This is a genomic window from Nitrosopumilus sp. b3 (assembly GCF_014078525.1).
Classification (GTDB): domain Archaea; phylum Thermoproteota; class Nitrososphaeria; order Nitrososphaerales; family Nitrosopumilaceae; genus Nitrosopumilus.
Map to the genome: position 1 here is coordinate 37,421 of NZ_MU078696.1, position 14,303 is coordinate 51,723.

General features: G+C 31.9%; 14 protein-coding genes, 1 tRNA gene and 1 other RNA gene. 6 read left to right on the plus strand and 10 right to left on the minus strand.

All coding sequences use genetic code 11. The annotated features are described in order from the left end of the window. Positions 1-27 precede the first annotated feature (27 nt). The gene (gene dnaJ, locus C6990_RS06295; RefSeq protein ID WP_182129570.1) at positions 28-1,113 is read left to right on the plus strand and encodes a molecular chaperone DnaJ; all 1,086 of its coding nucleotides are present in this window, start codon (positions 28-30) and stop codon (positions 1,111-1,113) included. 4 nt (positions 1,114-1,117) lie between these two features. Beyond that, a complete protein-coding gene (locus C6990_RS06300) occupies positions 1,118-1,657 on the plus strand; it encodes a 5' nucleotidase, NT5C type (RefSeq protein WP_182129572.1) in 540 nt (179 codons plus the stop codon). Here the strand turns inward: C6990_RS06300 and C6990_RS06305 are convergent. Then, positions 1,654-1,818, minus strand: a complete 165-nt coding sequence (locus tag C6990_RS06305) for a hypothetical protein (protein WP_182129574.1) — start codon at positions 1,816-1,818, stop codon at positions 1,654-1,656. The two genes, C6990_RS06300 and C6990_RS06305, sit on opposite strands and share 4 nt — an antisense overlap. A 77-nt stretch (positions 1,819-1,895) precedes the next feature. Here C6990_RS06305 and C6990_RS06310 point away from each other — a divergent pair. After that, positions 1,896-1,980, plus strand: a tRNA-Leu gene (locus C6990_RS06310). Positions 1,981-1,985: 5 nt separating this feature from the next. On the opposite strand, the gene gatE is transcribed toward C6990_RS06310, so the two are convergent. Genes gatE through C6990_RS06330 form a run of 4 tightly spaced genes read right to left on the minus strand, consistent with a single transcriptional unit; the run spans position 1,986 to position 8,881 of the window. After that, on the minus strand, positions 1,986-3,893 hold the full coding sequence (gatE, locus tag C6990_RS06315) for a Glu-tRNA(Gln) amidotransferase subunit GatE (RefSeq protein ID WP_182129576.1): 1,908 nt from the start codon (positions 3,891-3,893) through the stop codon (positions 1,986-1,988). 13 nt (positions 3,894-3,906) lie between these two features. Then, positions 3,907-5,196: a Glu-tRNA(Gln) amidotransferase subunit GatD gene (gene gatD, locus C6990_RS06320; protein WP_182129578.1), complete on the minus strand. Its 1,290-nt coding sequence runs from the start codon at positions 5,194-5,196 to the stop codon at positions 3,907-3,909. 55 nt (positions 5,197-5,251) lie between these two features. Beyond that, positions 5,252-6,634: an MBL fold metallo-hydrolase gene (locus C6990_RS06325; RefSeq protein ID WP_182129580.1), complete on the minus strand. Its 1,383-nt coding sequence runs from the start codon at positions 6,632-6,634 to the stop codon at positions 5,252-5,254. Between the two features lie 60 nt (positions 6,635-6,694). Then, complete coding sequence (locus tag C6990_RS06330) at positions 6,695-8,881, minus strand: CDC48 family AAA ATPase (RefSeq protein ID WP_182129582.1); 2,187 nt, start codon at positions 8,879-8,881, stop codon at positions 6,695-6,697. 103 nt (positions 8,882-8,984) lie between these two features. Here C6990_RS06330 and C6990_RS06335 point away from each other — a divergent pair, with 103 nt between their 5' ends. Further along, the gene (locus tag C6990_RS06335) at positions 8,985-9,719 is read left to right on the plus strand and encodes a 50S ribosomal protein L2 (RefSeq protein ID WP_182129584.1); all 735 of its coding nucleotides are present in this window, start codon (positions 8,985-8,987) and stop codon (positions 9,717-9,719) included. A 49-nt stretch (positions 9,720-9,768) separates the two neighbouring features. Beyond that, positions 9,769-10,047 (plus strand): acylphosphatase, encoded by a 279-nt coding sequence (locus tag C6990_RS06340; RefSeq protein ID WP_182129587.1) that lies wholly within the window; start codon positions 9,769-9,771, stop codon positions 10,045-10,047. Here C6990_RS06340 and C6990_RS06345 read toward each other — a convergent pair. From C6990_RS06345 to C6990_RS06360, 4 genes are all read right to left on the minus strand, one after another. Further along, positions 10,044-10,376, minus strand: a complete 333-nt coding sequence (locus tag C6990_RS06345; RefSeq protein ID WP_182129589.1) for a hypothetical protein — start codon at positions 10,374-10,376, stop codon at positions 10,044-10,046. The two genes, C6990_RS06340 and C6990_RS06345, sit on opposite strands and share 4 nt — an antisense overlap. Positions 10,377-10,406: 30 nt before the next feature. Continuing rightward, an RNA gene (gene ffs / locus C6990_RS06350) (signal recognition particle sRNA) lies at positions 10,407-10,720 on the minus strand. 33 nt (positions 10,721-10,753) lie between these two features. Next, entirely contained in the window at positions 10,754-11,668 is a 915-nt protein-coding gene (locus C6990_RS06355) for a TIGR00269 family protein (protein WP_182129592.1), read from the minus strand. A 43-nt stretch (positions 11,669-11,711) separates the two neighbouring features. Further along, entirely contained in the window at positions 11,712-12,863 is a 1,152-nt protein-coding gene (locus C6990_RS06360; RefSeq protein WP_182130617.1) for a site-2 protease family protein, read from the minus strand. Positions 12,864-12,951: 88 nt separating this feature from the next. Between C6990_RS06360 and cutA the strand changes: the two genes are divergently transcribed. Further along, the gene (cutA, locus tag C6990_RS06365) at positions 12,952-13,263 is read left to right on the plus strand and encodes a divalent-cation tolerance protein CutA (RefSeq protein ID WP_182129594.1); all 312 of its coding nucleotides are present in this window, start codon (positions 12,952-12,954) and stop codon (positions 13,261-13,263) included. On the opposite strand, the gene C6990_RS06370 is transcribed toward cutA, so the two are convergent. Then, the gene (locus tag C6990_RS06370; RefSeq protein ID WP_182129596.1) at positions 13,260-14,303 is read right to left on the minus strand and encodes a pelota family protein; all 1,044 of its coding nucleotides are present in this window, start codon (positions 14,301-14,303) and stop codon (positions 13,260-13,262) included. The two genes, cutA and C6990_RS06370, sit on opposite strands and share 4 nt — an antisense overlap.

Below are 14,303 nucleotides of genomic sequence, written 5' to 3' on the forward strand. Positions count from 1 at the left end.
ACGGTAATAATTGTACAGGTATGATTCATGGCAGCAAAACGTGATTATTATGAGGTTTTAGGAGTTTCAAAAACATCTTCTACAGATGAAATAAAAAAACAATATCGAAAACTAGCTCTAAAATTCCATCCTGATCGTAACAAATCCTCTGACGCCAGCGAACATTTTAAAGAAATTTCTGAAGCATATGCAGTGCTATCCGATCCAGAAAAGAAACAACTCTATGATCAGCATGGTCATGAAGGTGTAGATGGAAGATATTCCAGTGAAGATATTTTTCAAGGGGCACGTGGAGATTTCAGTGATATATTTGGTCGCGGTGGAGGCGGATTTGATTCTATTTTTGAATCAATATTCGGTCGCGGTGGAGGTGGATTTAGTTTTAATCAACAAAGAGGTTCTGATATTCTTTATGAAACTTCAGTAACATTAGAGGATGTTTTACATGGAAAAAAAATGGAAATTGATTTACAAAAACAAGTCCAATGTGATAATTGTAAAGGAAGTGGATGTAAACCTGGAACTAATAAGAAAACTTGTTCTACATGTAATGGTCAAGGACAAGTTAGACAAACTAGGAACATGGGTTTTGCATCTTTCGTAACTGCTGCACCTTGTTCTACATGTAATGGTCAAGGTTCTATTATTGAGACCCCATGCAATGAATGTAATGGTCAAGGGAAGAGAAAAGGTAATAAAAAAATAACTTTTGAAATTCCACCTGGAATTGATTCAGGAGATTACACAGTTCCCAATGAAGGAAATGAGGTACCAGAAGGATCAAATGGTGATTTAATAGTAAGAGTTAGAGTTCAACCTCACTTAAAATTCAAAAGGGACGGAAAAGATATTTTTTATGATCAGGATGTTTCAATGATTGAAGCTACATTAGGATGTGATATTATCGTTCCAACTTTACATGGAAATGAAAAAATTAAAGTAGATTCTGGTAGTCAACCAAATACTATAATCAAATTAAAGGGAAAAGGAGTCACGCACATTAATTCTAGAGGTAAGGGAGATCAGTATGTTAGAATTGTTGTAAATATTCCAAAAAAACTCAGTAAGCACCAAAAGAAGCTTCTAGAGGAATTTGAAAAAGATAGTGACTAGATAAATGAAAATTGCTTTAGATGTTGATGGTGTACTTGCTGATGTAATAGTACCTTGGTTAAATTTTAGTAATAAAATTAGGCCTAAAATCTCAAAAAATGATATTACAGATTGGGATTTTTGGAAGAAACATCAAATCAATCAATATGATTTCTACACAGAATTAAGTTCATGCTGGAAAAATTGGAATTCAATACCTCCAACTCAAGAGAGCTTATCTTCCGTTACAAAAAATCTTTTGAAACTTGGCCACGTGGATATTGTTACTGCAAGAGAACGTTCAACTGATTCTTTTGTAAAAAATTGGTTAAATCATCATAAAATATTTTTTGACAATTATGTGTCTGTAATAGACGGTCCTATGAAAGCTGATTTAGATTATGATATTTTTATTGATGATTCACCATTAAATACAAAAAAATTCCTTAAAAATAAAAAAACAGTAATACTGTACTCACAACCTTGGAATCAACATATTTCTGATAATAAAATACATAGAATTTCAATTCTTGAAGAAGCTGTAGAAAAAATTAAATCTGTTTAGTCTTTTACAAGTTTTCTAATATTTACTTGATGCCCATTTCTAATATGAGAAGAATGAGTTGTATTCAATAACTCTTTTACTTTTTCATCATTGTAGAATTTTACATTATATTGTCCTAGAACTCTTTTACAATTTGAACAATATACTTCATTAAATTCCATTTTTTCACTTGATTGATTTGAATACTTTTTTCATAGTATAATAAAGAAACTTATTCTAGATTTCAAAAATTCACATTGCGGGAGTCACCCAGCCTGGTCAACGGTGTAAGGTTCAGATCCTTATCTTCTAGGAGTTCGTGGGTTCAAATCCCACTTCCCGCATTTCATCAAATACTCTCTAATTTTTTCTTAATATTTTTTAAAAGAAGATTGTTAACTATTTCACCTGAAACTTTTCCTCTTAATTCCTTCATGACTATACCCATCAATGGACCTACTGAACGTTCTTTTTGATTTTTTACAATTTCTTGATTATTTTCAATTATCTCAATGATTATTTCTTCTACTTTTACTTCATCAATAGCCTCAATCGATGCATTTTTCAAAGCCTCATCAATAGACTGAGACTTGCCAGACATGATATTTTCATAGATTATCTCAATTGATTCTTTTGCAATTTTTCCTTCTTCTAATAATTGAAATGATTTTGCAATATTTTCTTCTGATAATAGTTTAGAATTAAGACCATTTCTCTCTAAATTAGTAATTGTTGAACATAAAATTGATGCTACAAAAGTGGGATTGACTTTAATTTTTTCAACAATTTTTTCAAATAATTCAATATATCGTGAATCAAAAATCTGCTCAGAAAGCTGAGGATTCAATTCATATTTTTTTTGTAATTCTAAAAGTGATTCGTCCCATGATTTTGGAATATTTTTACTAGCATTTTCTAATTCTTGATTTGAAACTGAGATTGGTGGAATGTCTGTCTCAGGATACATTCTTGATGCACCTGGACGTGGTCTTAAGAAAACAGTTTCACCAGTTTGTGTGGCCAATCTTGTCTCTGCAGGAACACCTTTCTTTGCCTCTTCTAATCTGTTAATAATTGAATTAATTGCAAAATCTATTTTTGAAGAAGGGGCAGCAATTATCAAAAATGCATCGTTTTGATTTACTTTTAAAATATTTTTAACAATCGTGATATCTTTATCTTCAATCCCATAATTTGGTAATTCATCGGAATGAAAAACACCGCCAATGCCATAATACTTTACTAATTGTCCTATTTCTTTTCCTAATCTGATTCCTTCAAATGGCGTATATCCGAACATTCCTAAAAAATTTTCAATTTTTATTGCTTTGATAATTGAATTTTCTTTTAATGCTTTTTGAATTATTTTAGATTTACAATCTTTCCAATTTGCAGTGATATCAAAAATATTTTCTTTTTTTGAAATCCCTTTAAACCCCGAATTCCTCAATTTCTCAGCAATTTTTACTAATCCAAACTGCCTTTTAGCCTCAAATTCTACTACTTTTTCTAATTGATCTAATTGTTGAACTCCTTTTACTTCTACAACTGCCCCTCCATCTCTAACTGAAACATTAACATCTTGTCTAATTGATCCTATTCCCCTAGTTACTTTTTTAGTACTTCGTAATAGCCTACCTAAAGATAATGCTATTTTTTTAATTTTTTTAGAATCGCCTTTTACAGGATCTAATGCAATCTCTAAAAGAGGAACACCTAGTCTATCTAAACTGTATTCTCTAATGTTTCCTTTATCTCCAAGAAGTTTTGCTGCGTCTTCTTCAAGACAAATTGCTTGCACTCCTACTTTATCTCCCTCAACTTCAATATAACCCCCTTGTGAAATTAGCATAGTTCGCTGAAAACCAGTAGTGTTTGAACCATCAATTACTGTTTTTCTCATTGGATAAATTTCATTAAAAATTTTTGAATTTAATGATTTTGCAATTACAAGTGCAAGTTTTTTTGCGTCATTATCTAAGTTATGTGGTGGTTCTTCATCTTGTTCAACTAAACAACTGCTTTCTTTATTTGCATAGTAGACTATTGTTTTAGATTTTGACTTTTCAAATAATGCAGCTGGATCATATTCTCCCAATTCACTTTTAACTGCACGCAATTTTCTTTGAAATTTAATAGAATATTCTTCTGATTCAATTGGTTTACAATTACAAAATAATTTTTTATTTGTTGCTAGTTGTTGATGAATTTCTAGTCCTACTTTTAATCCAATTTCACTAATAGATAATTCTGACATATTTTTCACTCTCTCAATTTGATATTTCTGAAGCAATATTTTGAAGCATAATTTTTTTCACTTCTTCCATATTTTGTATATTTCCTATTGCCCACATTGCCTTAACTAATGCTACTTCGGGAATCATATTTTCTAATGGAATTATTCCTAAATTAAGCAAATCACGACCACTTTCATATACTGTCATTCTAACTCTTCCGTCAATACATTGAGAAGTCATGCCTAGAAAAATTCCTTTTTCATTAGCCTTTTTTACACTTTCATACATTGTTTTTCCAATATGACCTAGTCCTGTACCTTCAAAAATTATTCCTTTATAACCCATCTCAAAAATTTTTTCCAATAAATCTGGATTGTATCCAGGATGATATTTTACTAATGCAACATTAGTGTCTAGATTAATTTTTGGAAGAAACTCTTTTGTTTTAAAAAAATCCTCTTTAATGTTTTTTTGAATTTGATCTTCTGCAATTATGAATGCAGGATCATCTCCAATTGTTTCAAACGCTCCTCTTTTACTAGTATGATTTTTTCTTACTCTAGTTCCTATATGACATGCAATTGTTTCATCATTTTCATCGTGATGCATTGCAATGTAAACTCCTTTAGTATTACTTGTAGTGATAAATTTTACTGCACCAATTAAATTTAATGCTGCATCTGATGAAGCACGATCTGAAGATCTTTGAGAACCTACAAGTACAATAGGTATTGAAAATCCTGCTAATGCGAATGAAAGAAATGATGATGTATAGTGCATAGTATCTGTACCATGTGCAATAATTATTCCAACATAATCTGATTTTGAATACTCGTTAATTTTCTCAGCAATTTGTAACCATTGTTTAGGTTGTATGTTTTCAGAATACTCTGAAAATATTACTTCTGCATCAATATTAGCAATTTTAGCAAGCTCTGGAACAGATGCATTAAGTTCTTCAGCTGTTAATACAGGTGTTACTGAACCTGTTCTATAATCAACCTTACTTGCTATTGTTCCTCCAGTTGATAACAGTAAAATTTTTGGTAATCCTTCAATTTTTTCAATACTTTCACTTTTTTCAATTATTTTTTCAGTAACTTGATTTTTTTCAATTTTTTCAATTTCACTAATTTCTAAACCAATATTATAACCATTTTTTAATTTTAAAACAACATGTTTGTCATCACTGTGTTCATATCTTGGCATGATTATACCTGAATATGTAATTTCTGCAGTGATCTTTACAGAATCACCTACCACAATATGATTTGCCTTTAAGAATTCTAGTGAATTTCCTGTATACCCTCTATATTCTGACATTTATGATGACTAGTTTTGTTATTTAATTAAAACTAGCGAAAATAGATTCTTTTCCTTAGGAATTAGATACAAAAAACCTGTTCCAGCAATAGTATAAAGCTCTTTCATATGTATTTGGGATTCTTTTGTACTTAATATGACAACCTATGTCCACTAAACTCCAATGTGCTTTACTTGGACCTTGTAACAACCATTTCAGCAATCTCAAATCAAGTGACATCAACAAATATTTCTCATTTTCAGCAATTTCATTTTCATTCTTTAAAATCTTAAACCCATCACCATTACAAGAAATTGCAACTCCAAATGGTTCTTCTGCTCCATTGTTTTTGGTATTCCAATGTAAAATAATCACAGTCTCTGAACTCCACCCAATAAATTTCCTTGTTTTTTCAAAGTTTTCATATGCCTTTGGAATTAATTTTAATAATTCTGATATATCTGGAAATGATTCTTTTTCATAATCAAATTTCTTATGTGATAAAATATTTTTAATGTACTCTTGCTTTTCAAAATCTTCTATTGGTTGATATTCTTTAGATGATTTTTCTTTAATAATATCAAAATATTCATCATGATTTAAAATAACTCCTCTATGTTTTTCTTGTACTACTTTATTTTTTAACCATTCAAAAGCATATTCTAATTCTGGTTCACCTCTAAATTTATTAAGATCAATTAGTTTTCCTGATAAAGTGTATCTACCTGCAAATGGAATATAGAATCGTGGTTCAAATAAATTTATAAATTCTTTTGTGGTTTCTAGCTTCTGTTCTTGTTTTATTTTAGATTCTGCAATTTTTTCTTTTTTCTCTAATTCAAAAGTTTGAGGATAAGATGAAGCTTTTACATATCCAACTAATAATAAATCAATTTTTGGATACATCAATTTCACTAATTTTGCTGTGTTTTTTGCAATTTGAAATGGACAATCATTTGTATTTACTATGACTTCTTCTCCATTATCAATTATTGACATTGTATCTATTTGTGTAGTGCCAAATTTTGTTTCTTGTAATCCACAACCCATTAATTTTCCACAAACATTTGGATCACAATTATCTGCAGCTAAAATATTTATGAATACTTTATTTTTTAATTTTACTCTAAGATTATGTTCAATTTCAATAACTTTGAATCCTAATTTTTGTATAGTGAATTTTAGTGATTTTTCAGGAAAATTATGTATTAGTACTGGAATTTTTTTATTTATTTTTTCAAGTGTTTTTACACTACAATGATCTGGATGTATGTGACTGATATAAATAAAATCTACATCTTCAAACTTTTCTGGTCTAAATTGATATGGTGGATACATTCCCCACGAACCAAAATATTCTTCACCCACTAACCATGGATCACACAAGATCTTTACATCTCCTTGAATAGTGTTATCCTCAATTAAAACAGATGCTGAATTTAATGCAGTAATCTTCATTTTATATTATAAATTAGGAAGATATCTCATCTTTGAAAAAGTATCTATTTTCTTCTAATACTATCTGTAATATGAGGCAACTAGTTTTTCGCCTAACTTTAGATCTTTTTGTTCTCTGACTTTTTTGACTGCTTCTTCAAAGTGCTTCATTGTTACTTTGGCATCAATTGTAGTTTTTTCAATATCTTTTGTATCTGGATGTGAATCCAAAAATTCGTGGATTACCAGAGATACTGCTGTATTTGCAATTGATGCTGTATCTGCACCACTTAGTCCATCAGTTAGATCAGCAATCTTCTCAATGTCTACATGTTGAGGATCACTTGCATCATCAATTATTGGAATTTTTGCTGCATTAATTTTTAATATGCTCTTTCTACTTTCTTTATCTGGAAGTGGAATTTGAATAATTTTATCAAATCTACCTGGTCTTAATAATGCAGGATCTATCATATCTGCCCTATTTGTAGCAGCCAAAACAATAACACCGTGCATGTTTTCCATTCCATCTAATTCTGTAAGTAATTGACTGACAACTCTTTCAGTAACAGCTGTTTCTCCACCTGCACCTCTGATTGGTGCAATAGAATCTATCTCATCAAAGAAGACAACACATGGGGCAGACTGACGTGCTCTTTTGAAAATCTCTCTGATTCCTCTTTCTGATTCACCTACCCATTTTGATAAAAGTTCGGGACCTCTAACAGAAACAAAATTTGCTTCACTTTGTGTGGCTACTGCTTTTGCAAGTAATGTCTTACCTGTTCCACTTGGTCCATGAAGCAAAATTCCTCTTGGCATGTTATGCCCTAATTTATCATAAAGTCCCGGATATTTCATAGGCCATTCAACAGCCTCTTGAAGTTCACGTTTAACATCTTCTAATCCTCCAACATCATCCCATTTTACATCCGGATTTTCTATGAAAACTTCTCTCATTCCAGATGGCGTTACTTCAATCAAAGCTTTGAGGAAATCATCATTGTTAACGATTAATTTATCTAAAGTTTCAGGTGGAATTTTCTCTTCTTCTAAATTAAGAATAGGTAGCAATCTTCTCAAGCATTTCATTGCAGCTTCTTTACAGAGATATTCCAAGTCTGCTCCAACATAACCGTGACTGACCGCTGAAATTTTATCAATATTTACATCATCAGATAGAGGCATGTTTCTACTATGAATTGCAAGAATGTCTTTTCTTCCTTTTTTATCTGGAACTTTAATCTCAATTTCCCTATCAAATCTACCTGGTCTTCTAAGTGCAGGATCAATTGCATTTGGTCTGTTTGTTGCAGAAATAACAATTACTTTACCTCTAGCTTCTAGACCATCCATTAATGACAACATCTGAGAAACAACTCTTCTTTCAACTTCTCCAGTAACTTCTTCTCTTTTTGGAGCAATGGAATCTATTTCATCCACAAAGATAATTGATGGAGCTTTTTCTCTTGCCTCTTTGAAAATTTCTCTTAGTCTAGCTTCACTTTCTCCGTAAAACTTACTCATAATTTCAGGACCAGAGATACTGATAAAATGTGCATTACTTTCATTGGCTACTGCTTTTGCAAGTAATGTCTTACCTGTTCCAGGAGGGCCATACAATAAGACACCTTTTGGTGCTTCTATTCCCAACTTTTCAAAAATCTCTGGATGTCTTAATGGAAGCTCAATCATCTCTCTGACTTTCTTAATCTCATCTGTTAAACCACCAATGTCTTCATAGGTTACTTGTGGAACTCCACGTAATGTTTCTCCTTTTTCTGCAATATGAAAAACAGTTTTTTGAGTCACTAAAACAGCATCTGCTGCGGGAGTAACTCCAATAACTTGAAAAGTTAAACGACCACCAAAATATGGTACCATTACATTATCACCTTTAATCAAAGGAACACTTTCTAGGGCATCTGCAAGATATCTTTCATCAATTGGAGGAATTGCTTCTAATGGAGCAACTACTACTTTTTCTGCAGCAACTGCTTTTATTTTTCTAACAGAAATTGTATCTCCAATGGCAATTCCTGAATTATTTCTTCCAAGCCCATCGATTCTAATAATTCCCTTTCCTTCATCAGATGGATACAAAGGAAGGCATTTTGCAACTGTTCTTCTTTTACCTTTAATTTCGATAACATCGCCTGTAGAGGCATTTAGAGTATCCATAGAATCATAATCTATTCTGGCTACTCCTCTCCCAACATCTCTGGTATATGCTTCAAGAACTTTGAGAGAAAGACCGCTTTGGCTCATACAGAAATGCCCTCTGTCTAATTTTTATACCTTTGTGGTAATTTTCTTAACTTACAATAGACATCACAAGCTTAAAATCCTCTTTACGTAGGAAACGATCAACATGGGTAAGAGACCATTAGTTCGAAGACGTGGCCGTGGAGGAATGCAGTTTAGATCTACATCTACTGGTAAAGTAGGCTCCAAAGCAAATTATCCTCGTTTTCCACTTGCAGAACAACATGAAGGAGAAATTATCGATTTGGTTCACGAACGTGGACGAGAAGCACCATTAGCCAAGATTAGATTTGAAGATGGTTCAGTTTCTTATGTTCCAGCAATTTTGGGAGCTAAAGTAGGTGAAATTTTACAATTTGGATTAAAATCAGAAATTCAGAAAGGCAATGTAATTAGTGTACAAAATATCCCTGATGGTACAATTGTCTGTAATATTGAAAAGAATTTTGGAGATGGTGGTGCTATTGTTAAATCTGCAGGTACTAATGCAACTATTTTCTCTCATGGTGATGAGGGAGTTACTGTTAAACTACCATCTGGAAGATTTACTACTCTAAATCCAAAGAATAGAGCAATGATTGGTACTCTAGCTGGTGGTGGAGCAAGTGAACGACATTTTATGAGTGCAGGTAACAAATGGCGTAGTTTTAAGGCTAAAGGAAAGAAATATCCAATTGTTAGAGGTGTTGCTCAAGCAGCTTATGTTCACCCACATGGTGGTGGTCGTCATCAACACGTCGGACAAAGTTCAACTGTTTCAAGAGATGCTCCTCCTGGTGCAAAGGTAGGAAGTATTGCTGCTAGAAAAACTGGTAGAGCTAGAATTAAAGAAAGGAAATAGTTTTTCTTTAACCTAAAATTGATTAATGACTCTTTGAAATCTATCTCTAATGTCAAAACAACGAATTAGAATTTTTGTAACAGGTAGAGTACAAGGAGTTTTTTTCCGTCAGACATTAAAAGCAAAAGCAAAACAAAACAATGTTTACGGCTGGGTCAAAAATTTGAAGGATGGTCGTGTTGAAGCTGTTTTAGAAGGAGACACAGAAAATGTTACTCGATTAATTGAATGGGCTCATGGTGGACCTGCCAATGCAATTGTTGAAGATATAGAAATACGAAATGAAAAATTCAGTGGAGAATTTTCAAAATTTGATGTAGCGTATTAGTGAATTTTTTCAAATGCTTCTTTAATCATATTTCCAAATTCTAAAATATTTTGTTCTTTTCTAATCTCAATAATCCTTATGGGTTCTTTTCTACTTTTTTGAATTTTAATAATTACTCCTTCCCTTTGAGGTTCTACATCTGCAAACCATCTAAAAGTAATTGATTTACAAAAAACAACTCTATGCATCCTAATATCTTCAACTACATTTTCTCCTAAAGAGAAACAAAATTCTCTAATGGAATCAAAAAGAGGTAATACTAAACTAGGAATTTGTCTCTTAAAGTCTTCATAATCTCTTTTATTTCCAAATGAGATTATTCCTTCCATGAATCTCCTGTTATGATTGAAATTATAAAGGTAGTAGATCTGCTGGTTCCAGTCTAGACGAATAGCCCCATTTCAAGGCATACAAGATCCGCCACGTTGACGAGGAAGCGTGGATGCTCCACCTTAGGATTGCTCCCTCCCGGACCTCATCCCTTTCGATGGTTCGGTCTTAGAAGTTATCCCTTCGGATATTTCTAGTCCTGCAACCACCCGCCTCGGCGTGATTTCATTTCCGCACACCAAGCGGGAATTACCCATCTAGAGATTTACCCAACAGTTGCTGATCTCTGCATATAGCCGGTTTCAGAACAGGGCACGGCTGGCACCCTAATCCTACCTACTACCATTAATTCTAAAAAAAGTATGTTATATTTGCATTAGGTTTGATTTTCTTTAAGTTTTAAAACTATATTGCAAACTGAGCATATGTTTCCAGTACATTCAGTCCCACATTTTTTACAAGTCGTTTTTTCTTTTGCATTTGAAGTCTTTACAATTTGAGAAACTTTGAGAATTGATCGATACAAATTATTTTTAATTCCACTATGCTGAGTTTCAAGAGAATTTAGAAATTCACGAATTTCTGTTCTAATACCTTCATTCATGTGTGGACAAGGTTCTGATTGAAATGGAATGTTGTTTGTAAATGCATAAAACACTATTTCAGATTCATAAATTTCACAAAATGGCTTTATTTTTCTTAAAGAATTTGAGGATGTATCAGGATCCATCCACCCAATCTTTGTTGTATCACCTGATAGCATGTTTATGACAAATGTTTGTAGTGTATCATCTAGATTGTGACCAGTTGCTATCACATCTGCACCTACATCCTTTGCAGCATAATCTATTGCTCTTCTCCTAAATGTCCCACATATTGAACATGATGAAGTTTTTTCATTTTCTCGTAAATCTAGGGCTTCATCTAATGTCAATTCAAAAAGGTCTTTGTATGGATATACTTTATGCTCTACATTAAGTTCGGAACAAAATTTTTCAACAATTTCCAAAGCCTCATTTCTATAACCTGGAATTCCTTCATCAATGGTAATTACTATTATTCTAAACTGATGCGTAGATGCCATTTCATGAATAATTTTTAGTAATGCTAAGGAATCTTTTCCACCAGAAACAGCAACAGCAACTAATTCATTATATTTAATCATGTTATATTTTGAAATAGTCTTAGCAGTTTTTCTAACAATAGAATTTGAGAAACATGGTGAGCATAATTTTTGACCTGAATATTTTCTTGTATAGACAGCTGGATTTTGGCAACTATCACATATCATGAATTTCTTGAGATTTTTTCATTAATGATTCTTTAGGTGAATTCTATATTGTAAACCAACCAGATTTTAAATATGATAATGCAATATTAAGTCCAAATAGGGTAAACGTGAATGCATAAATTCCCCACATGACCACATTAACTGATTTATCCGAGATTTTTTTGTCAATAATTGTATGAATGAATTTCCCTCCATCTAATATTGGTAAAGGGAGCATATTGATTATTCCTATGAAAAATGAAATCATCCATAACCATAACAAAAACATTGAAACATTTGGATCATTCCATGTGATGAAATTCATTATTGGTTTGTATGCAAATGTATTGTCCCTCATAATTCCAATTAACCCTCTCTCAGGATCTTCTGGGGAAGGAATAATCTCAACCCCAAATTCTAGTGTTTGACTATCCCTTAACACACTTACAGTTGCTGTTTCACCCGGATTCAAACTGGGAAAATCAATTGGGCTTAAGATCGGTATTCCATTAATTGATGTAATGATATCATTTGCAAGTAATCCTGCTTGTTCAGCTCCTGAGTTTTCTATAATTGATAAAATCAAAACTCCGTCTGGTAATTCATAAAACGTACTGAGAAGTGGCTCAGGTAATACCATCGCAAAAAATGGGTTTGTCAGTAATATTATTCCTAATACAAATGCAAAAATTACATTTGATGTTGCTCCTGCACCAATTACTCTTAACTTTGAAATCTTTTTTGCCTTATCAAATTCTTCTTCATCTGGTTCAACAAATCCTGCGAACATTGCGATAAATATTGCAAAGCCTCCTGTCTTGATCTTTATTTTTTCCAAAGCAGCAACTATCCCATGTGCTCCTTCATGAATTACAAGAACAATTGGAATTGATAGTAAAAAGTATGTAATTGATGATGCGGATGTTAATGTCACTCCTGGAATAAGAACAGTTAATTCTGAGAATTCAGACTGTGCAACAAAAAAGTTTGATACATTGTTAAGCAAAAACCAAAATGCAAAACCCATCATAATAAAACCTGCAATTACACTTGTGTCTGCAAAAACTCTAATTCCTCTTTTTGTTCGAGTGAGAATTTTATTTAGAACTGAGTCGACCCCTCTGTTTTTGTATACTAAACTGTAAGCCTTTATTTCAAAACCATGTTTTTCTAATTTTAGCCCTTTTGCAATTATGACTATTATGACCCAAGCAATTAAGACATAAATTATCGAATTCTGTGTAATAAAATCAAGTTCCAAACTAATTGTTAATTTTTTAAGGTACGTACATTTATCGGTTACTATGAAACCTACAATAATCATCTCAACATATCCCAACAAAAAATCAGTTTCTAAAATTGCAAATGAACTTGTAAAAAATAAGATTGTAGCATGTGTTAATATTTCAAAAATTTCTTCAATTTATTCTTGGAATGGAAAAATTGAAAATGCATCAGAATATCTTGCTATTTTTAAAACTATGACAAAAAATAAAAAATTGTTAAAAAAGAAAATTTTGGAATCTCATCCTTATGATGTTCCAGAAATAGTTGAAGTTGGAATTACTTCAATTAACAAGTCATATCTTAATTGGTTAATTGATTCTTCAAATTAAGATTCAATTGCATATCGCAACAAGGAAACTATTCCTCCTAAACCTGAAACTCTAAGACCAATATCTGTTGATGCATCAACACTGTAAATTTTAACTCCTTTATTTTCTGTATCATTGAGAAAATCCATAATTTTTTGTTCATCATTATCTTGTATTGCTTTATCTGAGAAAACAAGAGATTCAACAGCGCCCATTTGATTTGCATGAAAAGTTTCATCAAATCCCATCGTAAACTTTTTACTTTTTTTATTTGCAAGAACCATTACTTCATCAATAATAGATGAAGCCTTGGCTAAGTTACTATCAGACATTATTTCCTGCATTGCTTGAGATTTTGTGAATGTGTATATCCCATCTTCACCACCCGAATCAATTCCTTCCACTATCTGAATTTTGAATTTTTGTGATTTTTGAATGAAATTTGCTAATCTTTTTTTAGTTTCACCTGGTCCAAAAATTATTATGGAATCTTCTTTTTTAACAATAGATGATATTGCTTGTTGCACTTGATCAAAGAATTTTTCAATATTAAAATTGGTTTTGTATCGTTTACCTCCAGAACCTGAATAAATATTTGGCATAAATTCTAAATGTGTTCCTCTCAATCTTGCAATTCCACAGTCAGAAGTATCTATGGCTACAAGTACAAAAGCTATTTGATTATTGTTTGATTCTAAAAGTTTCTTCTCAATTGGTGACCATTTTTTCTTTGAAATTGTAATTCCATCATTAATTTTTAGAATAAATGAATGGTGTGATCCATGAGGTACTGATTCATTACTTGATTCATAAATAGTGCCACCAACCCTCAACCTGTCAAGAACATCATCAAGTGAAATTTTTTCCACTGTTAATGCAATTCTCACTTTGATTCTTTCTCCTTTGTCTGGTCTTGAATAATCTTTATCTTGTTTTAGTACTCTTGTTGTATCCCCAATAACTCTGTCATCTTTTTTAATAATCCGACGTAAATTCAAAAGATCATCTGAATCTTCTGCTATTACTGAAATTGAATTATCATCAATAATTTTTGTAATCAT